This is a genomic window from Aestuariicoccus sp. MJ-SS9 (assembly GCF_032586235.1).
Lineage (GTDB): Bacteria > Pseudomonadota > Alphaproteobacteria > Rhodobacterales > Rhodobacteraceae > Aestuariicoccus.
In genome coordinates this window covers 1-13330 of sequence record NZ_JAWHTD010000066.1, presented here as the reverse complement: position 1 = coordinate 13330, position 13330 = coordinate 1, and the positions used below count along the sequence as shown (strand labels likewise).

General features: G+C 66.1%; 12 protein-coding genes and 1 pseudogene. 3 read left to right on the top strand and 10 right to left on the bottom strand.

Going from position 1 to position 13330, the window contains the following annotated elements:
* Positions 1-73: 73 nt before the first annotated feature.
* The 10 genes from RXV88_RS21950 to RXV88_RS21905 all read right to left on the bottom strand — a co-directional run bounded on the left by RXV88_RS21950 (position 74) and on the right by RXV88_RS21905 (position 11191).
* On the bottom strand, positions 74-796 hold the full coding sequence (locus RXV88_RS21950) for an aspartate/glutamate racemase family protein (RefSeq protein ID WP_316295749.1): 723 nt from the start codon (positions 794-796) through the stop codon (positions 74-76).
* Positions 793-2223, bottom strand: a complete 1431-nt coding sequence (locus RXV88_RS21945; protein ID WP_316295747.1) for an amidohydrolase family protein — start codon at positions 2221-2223, stop codon at positions 793-795. Before RXV88_RS21945 ends, RXV88_RS21950 begins: the two co-directional genes overlap by 4 nt.
* Entirely contained in the window at positions 2220-3710 is a 1491-nt protein-coding gene (locus RXV88_RS21940; RefSeq protein ID WP_316295745.1) for an amidohydrolase family protein, read from the bottom strand. The genes RXV88_RS21945 and RXV88_RS21940 overlap by 4 nt, the downstream gene beginning before the upstream one ends.
* The gene (locus tag RXV88_RS21935; RefSeq protein ID WP_316295743.1) at positions 3710-4909 is read right to left on the bottom strand and encodes an amidohydrolase family protein; all 1200 of its coding nucleotides are present in this window, start codon (positions 4907-4909) and stop codon (positions 3710-3712) included. Before RXV88_RS21935 ends, RXV88_RS21940 begins: the two co-directional genes overlap by 1 nt.
* A 7-nt stretch (positions 4910-4916) precedes the next feature.
* Positions 4917-5540 carry a flavin reductase family protein gene (locus RXV88_RS21930; protein WP_316295741.1) on the bottom strand — a complete coding sequence of 208 codons (624 nt, stop codon included), beginning with the start codon at positions 5538-5540 and terminating at the stop codon, positions 4917-4919.
* Entirely contained in the window at positions 5540-6616 is a 1077-nt protein-coding gene (locus RXV88_RS21925) for an oligopeptide/dipeptide ABC transporter ATP-binding protein (protein ID WP_316295739.1), read from the bottom strand. The genes RXV88_RS21930 and RXV88_RS21925 overlap by 1 nt, the downstream gene beginning before the upstream one ends.
* Positions 6613-7596, bottom strand: coding sequence for an ABC transporter ATP-binding protein (locus RXV88_RS21920; RefSeq protein WP_316295738.1), 984 nt, complete (start codon positions 7594-7596; stop codon positions 6613-6615). The genes RXV88_RS21925 and RXV88_RS21920 overlap by 4 nt, the downstream gene beginning before the upstream one ends.
* Positions 7597-7610: 14 nt before the next feature.
* Positions 7611-8543: an ABC transporter permease gene (locus RXV88_RS21915; protein WP_316295737.1), complete on the bottom strand. Its 933-nt coding sequence runs from the start codon at positions 8541-8543 to the stop codon at positions 7611-7613.
* A 12-nt stretch (positions 8544-8555) separates the two neighbouring features.
* Positions 8556-9524, bottom strand: a complete 969-nt coding sequence (locus RXV88_RS21910; RefSeq protein ID WP_316295736.1) for an ABC transporter permease — start codon at positions 9522-9524, stop codon at positions 8556-8558.
* Positions 9525-9610: 86 nt separating this feature from the next.
* Positions 9611-11191 (bottom strand): ABC transporter substrate-binding protein, encoded by a 1581-nt coding sequence (locus RXV88_RS21905; RefSeq protein ID WP_316295734.1) that lies wholly within the window; start codon positions 11189-11191, stop codon positions 9611-9613.
* 189 nt (positions 11192-11380) lie between these two features.
* On the opposite strand from RXV88_RS21905, the gene RXV88_RS21900 reads away from it, so the two are divergent.
* The 3 genes and pseudogenes from RXV88_RS21900 to RXV88_RS21895 all read left to right on the top strand — a co-directional run.
* Entirely contained in the window at positions 11381-12103 is a 723-nt protein-coding gene (locus RXV88_RS21900) for a GntR family transcriptional regulator (protein WP_316295732.1), read from the top strand.
* Between the two features lie 263 nt (positions 12104-12366).
* Positions 12367-12660: a UPF0149 family protein gene (locus RXV88_RS23760; protein ID WP_410468850.1), complete on the top strand. Its 294-nt coding sequence runs from the start codon at positions 12367-12369 to the stop codon at positions 12658-12660.
* A 191-nt stretch (positions 12661-12851) separates the two neighbouring features.
* A pseudogene (locus RXV88_RS21895) lies at positions 12852-13330 on the top strand (integrase); the annotation flags it as partial.

Sequence of the window (13330 nt, the reverse complement as noted above, 5' to 3'; positions counted from 1 at the left end):
CCGCCGACGAGATCCTCACCTCCGTCCAACGCTTTTGCCAGAAATCATTGGCAAGAACTTCAGATTCAGGTGACTAGCGCATGGCGCGTTGGGGCAGACCGGCGGGTCCGTTTGCTGTGCTTGCATAAGCGCCGGCCTTGGACGTCGACAGCCCGGCGGCGCAGAGCGCTTCGGCCAACGTGACGGCGCAGGCCACCCCGTCGATGACCGGCAGGCCAAATCGTTTCGACAGTCGCGCGTGCAGATCCGCCATGCCGGCGCATCCGAGGACAATCGCGTCGGCACGGTCGACCGACATGGCCTCGGCGATTTCCGCTGTGATCCGCCGTTCCGCGGCGGCGGGGTTGGTCTCGAGATCGAGAACCGGCACCTCGGCGGCGCGGATGGCGGCGCAACGGCGCGACAGCCCGTAGCGGTCGAGGTTGTCCCGAAGCCCGGGAACGGCCCGCGTCAGCGTCGTTACGACCGCGAAACGGGTCGAAATGAGCGACGCGGCGTGAAACGCAGCCTCACCGATGCCGATCACCGGCCCGTCGAACAAACAGCGAAGCGCATCGACGCCGGTATCGTCGAAACAGGCCACGACCACCGCATCCGCATCGCGGTGCCTTTCGGCGACCTCCAACAACCCGTGATGGCTGCGCGCGATGTCCAGAAAGCCCTGAATGCTGGCCGGGCCGCTGTCGGGTTGCGTCGCCACGATCTCGGTGCCGGGGCGCGCGACGCAGCGGGCGGCGGCGGCGATCTTGGCCGTCATGGAGGCCGTCGTGTTGGGATTGACGACGAGAAGTTTCATGACGGGCGTCTCCCTTTCGGATTGCGGGCGGTGCGCCAGAGTCCCTCGTGTTCGTGGCGAAGGAGCGCGAGGCCGGCGGCGTCGATGGCGCGGCGCGCGCAGTCGGCGGCCTCGGCCATCACCGTCTCCGGGTCCAGCGTCTGCGACACACGGTTGCACAGAACGACCCGTCCGTCGACGATCAGGCTGTCCACATCGGCGGCATTGGCGAAATGGGTGACCGCGTGCAGTGGCATGTCGGGCGGAGTCAGGTGCGGCTTGCGCATGTCGACCAGTACGATATCCGCCTTCTTGCCGGTCTCGAGCGAGCCCAGATCGGCCTCGAGACCAAGCGCGCGCGCGGCGTCGATCGTGGCCATTTCCAGCGCCTTGCCGGGCGGCAGCACCGAAGGGTCGGCAAAATGGCGGCGGTGGTAATGCATCGCCTGCGCCATGTGGCGGAACATGTCATACCCTCGATCCGGCGCCGCGGCGTCCGATCCCAGCGCCACGGTAACGCCGCGCTCGATCAGCTCGGGCACAGGGCAGCGGCCCAGGATCGACATGATGGCGCTGGGGTTGTGCGCGACGGCGGCGCCGGTGTCTTCCAGGGCGGCGATGTCCTCTGCGGTCAGGTCGACCGAATGCGACAAGAGCGCGTGCGGACCAAGCAGCCCCAGATCGCGGGCAAAGGCGATGGTGCCGTCCCGATGCCCGTCCTGCGTCAGCATCACGCCGTGCCGTTCGCGCAAAGCGCCCACCGCATCGGTCATCCGGCGCAGCTCTGGCATGGGCACCTCGCCGCGATCGGCGCGGCCGTAGACCGGCATCACCAGGCAGATGCCGGTGCGCCTGTCCAGAAGGTCGTTGTGGCGCGCGATCAGCTCGGCGCTGACCTCAAGCTGGCGTTCGAAGGTAACCGGCGTCTCGGCGCCGTAGCTTTGCGGGAAGGGCGGGCGGCCCGGCCCCACGGCGAGCATCGTGCGCAGCCCGCTGTCACGGGTCGCGGCGCAATGGGCGTCGCCATAGGCGGGATCGTCGGTGCGGTAGATATCCGCGCCGCCGCCCAGCAGCGTGACGCAGGTCGTCACACCCCCCATCAGCCGTTCGAGCAGCGACAGCCGCGCCTCGGCGGCCCAGAAACCGACATCGGTGCCCCCGGCGTAAAGCGCCTGGCAGGCCCCGAACCAGGCCTGCACGTCGCCCGCGCCAAGCGCGCGGATCAACCCGTGCCCGGCATGGGAATGGCAGTCGATCAGCCCTGGCAGCGCCACCATGCCGCGTGCGTCGATCACTTCGTCCGCGCTTTCGGCCAGATGCGCCAGATCGGCGTCCGGGCCGATCGCCGAGATGCGGTCGCCCGCGACGGCGATGGCGGAATCCTCGATAACGCGGCGGTCTGCATCGACCGTCAGCGCCGTGGCGTGGCGGATCAGAAGCCCAGTCATACCGAGGCCCGTTTCACAGGGTAGGTCCACGCGAAGATCTCTTCGACCGGGGGATGGCCGAAGGTGCGGTCGGGATATTGCGCCACCAGCCCGTCGAACCGCGCCTGCGCGCCGTCGCGCAGCGCCGCATGGTCGACGCCGGGAATGACCCCGTCGCGCATCACGATGCGCCCGTCGATCACCACCGTGCGCACGTCGCGGCCCGAACCGCTCAGCAGCAGGGTCTGGATCGGGTCGAGAACCTGACCCATGGCAGGATCGTCGAGCCCGATCACCGTGATGTCGGCCCGCGCGCCTGGGGCCAGCCGCCCCAGATCGTCGCGCCCCAGAGCCCGCGCTCCGCCGAGGGTCGCGGCGTCGTAGAGATCGCTCGCCCGGACCGCCTGCGGGTCTCTATCGGCGATCCGCGCGGTCATCAGCCCCACCTGCATGTTCAGCACCATGTCGGGCGGATGCGTGTCGGTGCCCATGCCGATGGTCATCCCGGCGTCGCGGTAACGCGCAAAAGAGCGCAGCGCCGTGCCGCCCCGCGCCATGACCAGCGGGCAATGCGCCAGCGCCGCGCCGCTCTCGGCCAGGATCTCAAGGTCCGGCGCATGATGGTCGATGTCGTTCAGGCCCGAGAGAAAGGTCAGATGCGGCAGGATCGCGCGGGGCGACAGGAACCCCAGATCACGCAGCCATTGCGGTGGGCTCTTGCCGTGCATCCGCACGACGCTGTGGTATTCGAAGGCGGATTGGCAGCAATGCAGCCGCACCGGCACATCGAGGTCGCGCACCGCTCGGCCGGTGCGCGACAGCAGCGGGGCGGTGCAGGTCTCGATCCGGTCGGGGGCGAGCATGGTGCGGATCAGCCCGCCGCCGGTGTTCTCGAACGTTTCGCAAAAGCGGATGGCTTCGGTCAGCCCCATCAGTCCGCGGTCTTCGTCGAAGTGAAACGCGATCTCGCCCGCATCGGTGACATAGGTGTTGCCGCCGCGATAGGCAGGGCCGAGGTAGACCCGCAGGCCCAGCTCCCGGGCGGCCTCGGCCGCGCCGGCGAACTCGTCCCAGGTCTCGCCCCATTCGCGGTAGAAGAGCGAGGCGATGGGCAAAGCGGTTGTGATGCCGTTGCGGATCAGCCGGGTGAAGGCATAGCGTTTCTGCCAGCGCAGGTCCTCGGGCGTATACATCTCGCGCGGGCCGGCCTGCATGTAGCTTTCCGGCCAGACGCGTCCCTTTTTCCAGGCGGGCTGGTTGTCGAACCCCAGCACGGTCGTGTCGAGATCGGACAAAGCGTCGAGGTCGACGAAGCCCGGGCCGATCAGCGCGCGCCCGCAGTCGATGCGCCGCGCGACCTCGCCTTCGAAGCCATGACCGGCAAAGAGGATGGCGCCATCCTCGAACACCACCTCGCCGCGCGGCAGCAGGACATGACGGCCGTTTTCGTGCCCGACGACCCAGTCGGCGGTCATCAGCACGCGGCCGGTTTCGCGCCCGTCCGCCATCACGGGGCCTCCCGCAGGCTGCGCCCTTCGCGGGCCACGATTTTTCCGCCCTTCAGCACCAGCCTGCGCGGCGGCCGCGAGACGACCGCATGGGTGACGCTTTCGGCCTCAACCAGGACCAGATCGGCGCGGCAGCCTTTTTCCAGCCCGTAATCCTCCAGCCCCATCACATGCGCGCCGCCCCAGGAGCAGCACCAGAGCGCGTGCTCGACATCGGAATCGGCACGCAGGTTGTTGCGCAGACCCAACAGCATCGCGCGTTCCAGCATGTCGCCGTTGCCGTAGGGGCCCCAGGTGTCGCGGATCCCGTCCGACCCGGCGCAGAGCGTGACGCCCGCCGCGCGCAGATCCTCGGCCAGTGGCACCGGGCGTGACGGCGTGGCGACGGTGGCGACGTGAATCCGCGCCTCGGCCAGATCGGCAACCAGCGCACGGGCGCGGTCGCGGTCGGGCATGCCAAGGCAGAACGCGTGGCTGATCGTCACTTTGCCCTGCATGCCGAGCGCGCGGGTACGTTCCAGGATCATCTCCATGCTGAAAGCGCCAAGTTCACCGGGTTCGTGCAGGTGGATGTCGATGGGCTTGCCGTGCCTGTCGGCCAGGGCGAACACCGCGTCGAGCTGGCCCTTCGGGTCGGCGTCGATCCCGCAGGGGTCGAGCCCGCCGACCACGTCCGCCGCACCGGAGAGCGCCTTGTCGAGCAGTTCCAGCGTGCCAGGACGGGACATCAGGCCCGATTGCGGAAAGGCGACGATCTCGATGTCGACCAGCCCCTGCAACGCCTCGCGGGTGCGGGCGACACCCTCGATCCCGGCAAGGCCGGTCTCGGTATCGACATCGACATGACTGCGGATCGCGGTAGAGCCATGGCCCAGCGACAACAGCGCCTGACGCATCGACTGGCGTTCGGGGTCGATGTTCCATTCCTTGCGCAGGCGGCGTTCGGTGTCGATCTTGTCGCGCAGGCTGGGCCCCGCCTGATGCTCGCGCCAGCCCATGCCCCAGAGCGATTTGTCGAGATGGGTATGCGCCTCGACGAGGCCGGGCAGCAGGATCGCGCCGCCGCCGGGCTCTTCGGCGAGCTCCGGTTCGGCAGGCAGGTCCGGGGCGATCCGGGCGATGCGGCCGTCGCGGATCAGCATGTCGGTCGCGGCCGCGCCGAAGGGGCGGACGTTTCTGAGAAGAAGATCGTGGGTCATGGGCAAGTCAGGTCCCCGTGGCTGCCTTGAGCGTTTCGGTCGCCGTCAGCACGAACTGGCGGTCGGCCACGATGTAATTGTCGGCATGCAGCCGCGCGATGGGCTGGTAGGCCTCGGGCCGCACATAGCGGCCCTCCGCGTCGAGGCAGGCGTCGCGCACATACATCTGCACGACCTCGCCCAGCACGATGGCGCGGCGCGGATAGTCGAGGATCTGCGCGGTCCGGCATTCCAGCGCGGCGGGGGCCTCGGCCACCCGGGCCGGGGCGACCTTGTGTGACGGCGCATGGCCGAGCCCGGTCAGCGCGACTTCGTCCACATCGTCGGGAAAGCCGATGCCGCAATCCACCATCTGCTGCGCGATGGCCATGTCGCAGAGGTTGATCGTGAACTCGCCCGAGCGGCGGATGTTGCGCATCGTTTCCTTTTCGGTGCCGTCGGGCCTGGCCTGGATCCCGAGGATCACCAGCGGCGGGTCCTGCGAGAAGACGTTGAAAAAGCTCATCGGGGCCGCGTTGGGCGTGCCGTCGGCGCCCAGCGTGGTCACCAGGGCGATGGGCCGCGGCGCGACGAAACTGCAGAGCAGCCGATAGCGGTCTTGTGGGGGCAGGGCTTCGAAATCGAAATCCATCACGCGACCCCCCGCTGCAATTCCATCCGTTCGCCGCTGTCCGACCCGACCGCAGGAGCGACCGGCGCCCGGCCCTCGGTGACCGCATGGCAGGCGACGACGGTGCCCGAGTGGCGCGCCACCAGATCGGGCGATTGTTCGCGGCAGTGTGCATTGGCCAGCGGGCAGCGCGGGTTGAAGGAACAGCCCGGCGGCGGTGTGATGGGATTGGGCACCTCGCCCACCACCGGCACGCGGTCGCGCCGGCCCATGTCGATGTCCGGTACGGTGTCCATCAGCAGGCGCGTGTAGGGATGTTCCGGGGCGGAAAAGATCTTGTCCGCCGGTCCGGCCTCGACCAGCCGGCCCAGATACATCACGCCGACGTAATCCGACATGAAATCCACCACGGCCAGATCGTGGCTGATGAAGAGATAGGTCAGCCCAAGCTCGTCCTGCAGGTTGCGCATCAGGTTCAGTACCTGGCTTTGCACCGATACGTCCAGCGCCGAGGTCGGCTCGTCGCAGACCAGGAATTCGGGCCGGGACGAGATCGCCCGCGCGATCGAGATGCGCTGGCGCTGACCGCCCGAGAATTCATGCGGGAATTTTTCGCCGTCGCGGGCCGAGAGACCGACCATTTCCAGCAGCCGCCCCACCTCGGCGCGTTCCTCGTCGCGGCTTTGGGTGATGCCGAAGCTGCGCAACGGTTCGGCGATGATGTCGCGCACCCGCCAACGCGGGTTCAGGCTGGCATATGGGTCCTGAAAGATCATCTGGATGCGCTTGCGGAAATCGCCCCGCGCGGCGGCGGGCAGGGCGGTCAGGTCGGTGCCGTCAAAGCGGATCTCGCCGGCGGTCGCGGCGTGCAGCCCGACCACCAGCTTGGCGACCGTGGACTTGCCGCAGCCGGATTCGCCCACCAGGCTGAAGGTCTTGCCGCGCGGGATGTCGATGTTCAGCCCATCGACGGCGCGCAGGTATTGCCTGGGCTTGCGTTCGATCGCGCGGTTGAGCAGCGGCGCCGAGAGATCGAAGGTCTTGCTCAGGCCCCGGACCGAGACGAGGGGCGCGGTTTCGGCGGTATGAAGCGTCATGCCGGTTCTCCCTGATAGAGGTGACAGGCGACATGGCCGCCCTCGACCGGCAGCGCTGCCGGTCTGGTGGTCTTGCATTCGGCGACGGCGCGCGGGCAGCGGGGATGGAAGGCGCAGCCCGTGGGCAGGTCGGTCAGGCGCGGCATCGCGCCGTCGATCTGCGTCAGCCGATGGGCGTTCGACCCGACCCGCGGGATGGATTGCATCAGGCCTCGTGTGTAGGGGTGGTGCGGATCGCGCACGACCTTGTCGACCGGCCCGATCTCGACCACGCGGCCGGAATACATCACCGCCACGCGGTCGGCGGTTTCGGCGATCACGCCCATGTCGTGGGTCACAAGGATCACCGCTGCTCCATGCTCGCGGCACATCCGTTTGAGCAGATCCAGGATCTGCGCCTGGATCGACACATCGAGCGCGGTGGTCGGTTCGTCCGCGATCACCAGCGACGGCTCGGCGCAGAGCGCCAGCGCGATGACGACGCGCTGCCGCATCCCGCCCGAGAACTGGTGTGGATACTGATCGACACGCGCCTCGGGCGCGGGGATGCCCACTTCGCCCAGAAAGTCGATGGCCCGCTTGCGTGCGGCGGCCTGGTCGAGCTTCAGATGCGTGCGGATCGTCTGGATCAGCTGCTGACCCACCGTCATCAGCGGGTTGAGGCTGGTCAGCGGGTCCTGGAAGATCGCGCCGATCTTGCGGCCGCGCAGGCGGCGCATCGCCTCGGCGGACAGGGTGTCGATGCGCTGGCCCTCGAAATGGATCTCGCCCCGGTCGATGCGGCCCGGCCGCTCCAGCAGGCCGGTGATGGCGGTGCCGGTCAGCGACTTGCCCGCGCCGGATTCGCCCACCATGCCGAGGATTTCGCCCGGTGCGAGGTCGAAGGTGATTCCGTCCACCGCGCGCAGCGGCCCGTGGCGGGTGTCAAAGCAGATCGACAGGTCGCGCACGCTCAGAAGAGGTGTCGTTTGGAAAGTCATGGCCGTCACTCCTTTCAGCGCAGCTTGGGATTGAGGGCGTCGCGCAGCCAGTCGCCCAGAAGGTTGACCGCCAGCACCAGCGCCACCAGCGTCAGCGAGGGGAAGATCACCACCCACCAGATGCCCGAGAAGAGGTATTCGTTGCCGACCCGGATCAGCGTGCCGAGCGACGGGTTGGTCGGCGGCATCCCCACCCCGAGGAAGGACAGTGTCGCCTCGATCAGGATCGCCATCGCCAGGTTGATCGTCGCGATCACCAGAACCGGGCCCATCACGTTGGGCAGGATATGGCTGAAGAGGATGGCGAAGGGGCGCCGGCCCACAAGCTGCGCGGCATAGACGTATTCGCGGCTGCGCTCGACCATTGTGGAACTGCGCACCGTGCGGGCGTATTGCACCCAGGTCGTGATCGTGATTGCGAAGACCAGCACGATCAGCGCCGCGCTGTCATGCATCTCGCGCGGAAGCGCGCCGCGCACGATGCCGCTGACCAGAAGCGCCACCAGGATCGTCGGAAAGCTCAGCATCACGTCGGCGATGCGCATGAAGAAAGCGTCGATAGCGCCGCCGAAATAGCCGCTGACAAGTCCCACGACGATGCCGATCACCATCGCCAGCGCCACGCTGACAAAGCCCACCGCCAGAGATATGCGCGACCCGTAGAGGATGGCCGACAGCACGTCGCGGCCCTGGTTGTCGGTGCCCAGCAGGAACCGCGGATCTCCGCCCTCGGCCCAGACCGGGGGCAATTCGCTGTCCCAGAGGCTCAGGGTCGAGACGTCGAAAGGATCGTGCGGCGCGATCCACGGCGCGAGAAAGGCCGCGAGGACGATGGCCAGCGTCACGAGTGCGGCCAGCACCGTGATGTAGGAGGTGCGGAAGCGATAGAAGAGGTCGCTCTCAAGGATCGCGGCGAGGCGGGATTGGGGGAAAACTTCGAGTGCCATTATGGGTCTCCCTTACGCCCGCACTGACAGGCGCGGATCGATTGCGAAGTAGAGAAGATCGACGATCATGTTGATCGCCACGAAGACCAGCGCGACCATCACCAGATAGGCGGACATCACGGGGATGTCGGCAAAGCTGACGGCCTGGATGAAGAGCAGACCCATGCCTGGCCATTGAAAGACCGTTTCGGTGATGATGGCAAAGGCGATCATCGAGCCCAGCTGCAAACCGACGATGGTGATCACCGGCATCAGCGTATTGCCGAGCGCATGGCCGAAATTCACCGCCCGGTTGGTCAGCCCGCGGGCCCGGGCGAAGCGCACGAAATCGGACCGCAGCACCTCCATCATCTCGGCGCGCACCAGCCGCATGATCAGGGTGACCTGGAAGAGGCCCAGCATCACCGCCGGCAGGACCAGCGACTTCAGCCCGCTTGCGGACAAAAGCCCGGTGCTCCACCAGCCGATCTGCACCGTCTCGCCGCGCCCGAAGGAGGGCAGCCAGTTCAGCCAGACCGAAAAGACGAGGATCAGCAGGATCCCGGTGACGAAGGTGGGCACCGATATCCCGATCAGCGATACGACGTTGAGCATGTTGCTCAGGACGCCCTTTGGGTTCAGCGCCGCGTAGATGCCCATCGGCACCCCCAGCAGCAGCGCAAAGACCGCCGCGGCAAGCACCAATTCCAGCGTGGCGGGCAGCCGTTCGGCGATCATCTCGGATACCGCGCGCTTGTTGCGGTAGGAGATGCCGAATTCGCCCTGCACCGCACCGGTCACGAACCTGGTGAACTGAACCGTCACCGGCTGGTCGAGACCGAGCTGCTCGCGCAGCTCCTGCCGGTCTTCGGCCGAGGCGTTCTCGGGCAGCATGCTGTTCACCGGATCGCCGATGAAGCGGAACATGGAAAAGGCGATGAGGGCGACGGCGAGCATGACCAGAACGGACTGGATCAGCCGCCTCAGAATGAAGGCGATCATGGAGGAAACCTCCCCTTTGGGCTTTGGGATCGTGGCTGGCCGGGCGGGCCCGCGGCGCAAGCGCCGTCAGGCCCGCCCGCGAAAGGTCACTCGACCGTCGCGTACCAGAGTCGCGGCTTGTTGTCGGCGGTTATCGGCAGGCTCACCCCGTCACGCACCGCCCAGGCCAGCGGCTGTTGATGCAGCGGGATGATCGCCACATCGTCGCGCGCGATCTTCAGCGCCTCGGACATCATCGCATTGCGCTTTTCGGGGTCGAGCTCGACCGCGATCTTCGCGGTCAGCGCATCGATCTCTTGGTTGGAATACTTGCCGGGGTTCCACGCGCCCATCCGATCGCCCGGCGTGTGCAGCAGTGCCGAGAGCACGCTGTAGCTGTCGAGCATCGGCAGCGTCGCCCAACCTACCATGTAGATGTCGGATCCGCCGGCCAGAACCTTCTCGAAATGCTTCGACGGCGTCTGCGCCGACAGCTGCGCCTTCACTCCGATGCGCGACCACATCGCGGTGATGGCCTGGCAGATTTCCTCGTCGTTCACATAGCGGCTGTTGGGGCAGTCGAGCCCGATCTCGAAGCCTTCGCCATAACCGGCTTCTTCCAGCAGCGCCTTCGCAGCCGTGGGATCGGCGGGCGGCAGGACATCCAGCGCTTCGTCGTAGCCGGGCACCGGGGGGGCCACCAGCAGCGCGGTATTGCGGGACATGTCGCGCATGATCTTCTTGCGGATCAGCTCCATGTCGATGGCGCGCCAGAGCGCCTGGCGCACCCGGCGGTCCTGTAGCGGGTTGCCCTCGGTCAGATTGGAATTGTGCAGCTTGCCGGCCTGGTTCATCCCCAGCATGATCGTGCGCAGCGCCGGCGCGATGATGATCGAGGCGCCTTCCGAACGGTCGATCCGCTCGACGTCCTGCAGCGGCGCGGGCGTGATGAAATCGAGCTCACCCGACAAAAGTGCCGCGATCCGCGTTGCGTCAGACCCGATCGGGCTGAACTCGATCCGCGTCAGATTGTGCTGCGGCTCGTCCCACCAGTCTTCGTTGACGGTCAGCACGGTGCGGGCGTCGGGCTGGCGGCTTTCCAGCTTGAACGGGCCGGTGCCGTTGGAATTGGCGACCGCGTAATTCTCGCGTCCGCCGCGCATGTCGGCGGGCAGCAGCGCATCATGTTCCGCCATCCACTCGCGGTCGAGGATCAGGATGTTGGTGAGGTAATTCAGCACGATGGGGTCGGGCCCGGTCAGCACCAGATCGACGGTGTGGTCATCGACCTTCTCGACGGCTTCCATGCCGGGGATGTTGCTCTTGACCGGCGAGGTCTCATGCGCCGCCCGCTCGAGCGAGGCGACCACGTCGTCGGCGGTGAAAGGGTTGCCGTTGTGGAACGTCACACCCTCGCGCAGCGTGAAGCGCAGGCGCGTCGGCTCGACGAATTCCCAGGAGGTGGCCAGCGCCGGCTCGACCTGGAGGTCCTGATTGTAGCGCACCAGCCCCTCGTAGACGTGGTTCAGAAAACCGATCGTGTTGCTCTCGGTCATGGAATGCGGGTCCATCGCGGCGATTTCGGTGGAATCCGCCATCCGCAGCGTGTTCGCACCGGCCGCACCGGCGACAAGGGCGGTCAGTGCGGTGGCGGCGATGCCGGCTTTCAGGCGAGTCATGAGTGTCATCATCTTCTCCGTGTTGAACATTGAACCGCTTCTTCGTCGGCTTTTTAAAATCGTATACAATTTTCGTGTGCGATCAAGAAATTTATTTTGGACAAAAATCGTGTACGTTATTTCGGGCTAGACTGCGAAAGTTGCTTCGAAATTCGTTTTGGACGCGCTACAACTGCGAAGATGGGGAAGGTACCGGACATGAACGATCAGGGACACGCGGCCGCGCTGAAACAGACCGGCGACTCATCTTCCCGCTTCGATTCGAACGAGATCTACAGCCGGATTTTCGACGCGATCGTCGACAACCGGCTGGCCCCCGGCACGCATCTGAAGGAGGATGAACTCTGCGATCTCTTCGGGGTCGGGCGGACCCGCATTCGCACCGCCCTGTCGCGTCTGGCATCGGATCACGTGATCGAGCTGGTCGCCAATCGCGGGGCCTTCGTCTCGCGCCCTTCGGTGGAGGAGGCCCGTGAGGTCTTTCGCGCCCGCCGCGTGATGGAGGGGCATCTGATACGCCGGGCCGCCGAACGGCACGATCCGGCCATGGCCATGGCCCTGACCGACCATCTGCACGGCGAAGACGAGGCGCGCGCGGCGGGCGACACGGCGCGGATCATACGCCGCTGCGGCCGGTATCATCAGGTGCTGGCCGATCAGGCCGACAGCCCGATCATGGCCGGTTTCGTGCGCGAACTCATCGCGCGCTCGTCGCTGATCATCGCCATCTACGAAACCGAACAGCCGGACGCTTGCGAGATGGACGAACACCGGAAATTGTCCGAGCTGGTGCTTGCCGGAAATGCGGACGAGGCCGTTCGCCTTATGGATAGCCATCTGAAAGGCATCGAGGCGCGCCTGGACCTGGACCCGAAGACCGATCCTGTCAGCGATCTTCGCCAAAGCCTCGGCCTGGCCTAGAGAGACTGCGCGCGCAGAACTCAGTCCAGCACGTCGATCTCGGTGTGCTTCGACCTGTGCTCGGGTTCGAGATGGCTATCATGCTGGATTTAAAGGATGAATCCCCCTTAGAATTTGCGCAACAAAGCCATGCCGAGTTCTCCCTGACCTCAGACGTGCTCTGAGTCCGGTATGCAGAATGATGACCGCCTCACAACTCTCGATAACTTGCTTCTATCCGTTACGGACGAAGATGGGATGCTCTTGTCCGAATTTGATGGCTTCTGTGCCGACTTGCTTGTCTGCCTGATATGATTCCGCCAAGCGAGCGGCTGCCCGAAGTGCGGGGCTCCTGTGGGATGTCAGAGTTCGGCTCCGAAAAAGCTCTGCAGAACGCAATCGATCTCATCATGGGACACTGCAACGAAGTGGCGCAGTCATTGCTTCCACCGAAGTTCGAATACGGGCCGGTCTTCGCAGCTTCGTCCGCAAGCCGGACCCAACCTCGATTCTGGCGAACGTCTGAAGCCGGTGAAAGATGTCGTTCGCGCGCGGCTCAGCGGTTTCGTTGGCTGTGACGGCTGCTTGCAGCCGTCAAGCGGTCATCTGATCATTTTGCTCAGATGTCTCGTAAGAGCCCAATGACGAAGCGGCTCTGTGGTTTGGGTGCTTGTGGCGGGTGTCGGGCAGTGGTTTGATCTCCGCGTTTTGGGAATGGGCGCTTCTGTCTGGCGATTGGGACCTCTCGATCGGCAGACTGGAGGTTTCCATGACGGAGGAGGGGATTTCGCCGCTGCGGGCGCGGACGATCGGGGGCATGGGCATCCGCGGGATGGGCGACAGGGCGCAAAAGGCGCATATCCGTGCGATCAAGGATTTCGCGGCGTTCCTCGGGCGCTCGCCCGACACCGCCGCGCCGGACGATCTGCGCGCCTGCCGGCGTCACATGACCGACACCGGGGTGACGCCGTCGGCGTTCGACGTGCGGGTTGGGACGCCGAGGTTTTTCTTCGGCATGACCTGCGGGCGCGAGGAGATGGGGCGGGACATGCAGTTCCGCACCCGGCCGCGCAAGCTGCCCGTGGTCTTCGGCGTCGGGGAGGTGTCGGATCTGCTGATGGCAGCGCCGGGACGCGGTCTGAAGTACCGCGCTGCGCTCAGCATTTCCGATCGCGCCGGGCTGCGCGCGGCGGAGGTCTGCAATCTCAAGATCGGCGATATCGACAGCGACCGGATGCGGATCCATGT

Bases quoted from the DNA above. Each gene is read 5' to 3' on its own strand.
- RXV88_RS21900 (WP_316295732.1), top strand. From the start codon at position 11,381: ATGAACGATCAGGGACACGCGGCCGCGCTGAAACAGACCGGCGACTCA.
- RXV88_RS21930 (WP_316295741.1), bottom strand. From the start codon at position 5,540: ATGGATTTCGATTTCGAAGCCCTGCCCCCACAAGACCGCTATCGGCTG.
- RXV88_RS21910 (WP_316295736.1), bottom strand. From the start codon at position 9,524: ATGATCGCCTTCATTCTGAGGCGGCTGATCCAGTCCGTTCTGGTCATG.
- RXV88_RS21925 (WP_316295739.1), bottom strand. From the start codon at position 6,616: ATGACGCTTCATACCGCCGAAACCGCGCCCCTCGTCTCGGTCCGGGGC.
- RXV88_RS21950 (WP_316295749.1), bottom strand. From the start codon at position 796: ATGAAACTTCTCGTCGTCAATCCCAACACGACGGCCTCCATGACGGCC.
- RXV88_RS21940 (WP_316295745.1), bottom strand. From the start codon at position 3,710: ATGGCGGACGGGCGCGAAACCGGCCGCGTGCTGATGACCGCCGACTGG.
- RXV88_RS21905 (WP_316295734.1), bottom strand. From the start codon at position 11,191: ATGACACTCATGACTCGCCTGAAAGCCGGCATCGCCGCCACCGCACTG.
- RXV88_RS21915 (WP_316295737.1), bottom strand. From the start codon at position 8,543: ATGGCACTCGAAGTTTTCCCCCAATCCCGCCTCGCCGCGATCCTTGAG.
- RXV88_RS21935 (WP_316295743.1), bottom strand. From the start codon at position 4,909: ATGACCCACGATCTTCTTCTCAGAAACGTCCGCCCCTTCGGCGCGGCC.
- RXV88_RS21920 (WP_316295738.1), bottom strand. From the start codon at position 7,596: ATGACTTTCCAAACGACACCTCTTCTGAGCGTGCGCGACCTGTCGATC.
- RXV88_RS21945 (WP_316295747.1), bottom strand. From the start codon at position 2,223: ATGACTGGGCTTCTGATCCGCCACGCCACGGCGCTGACGGTCGATGCA.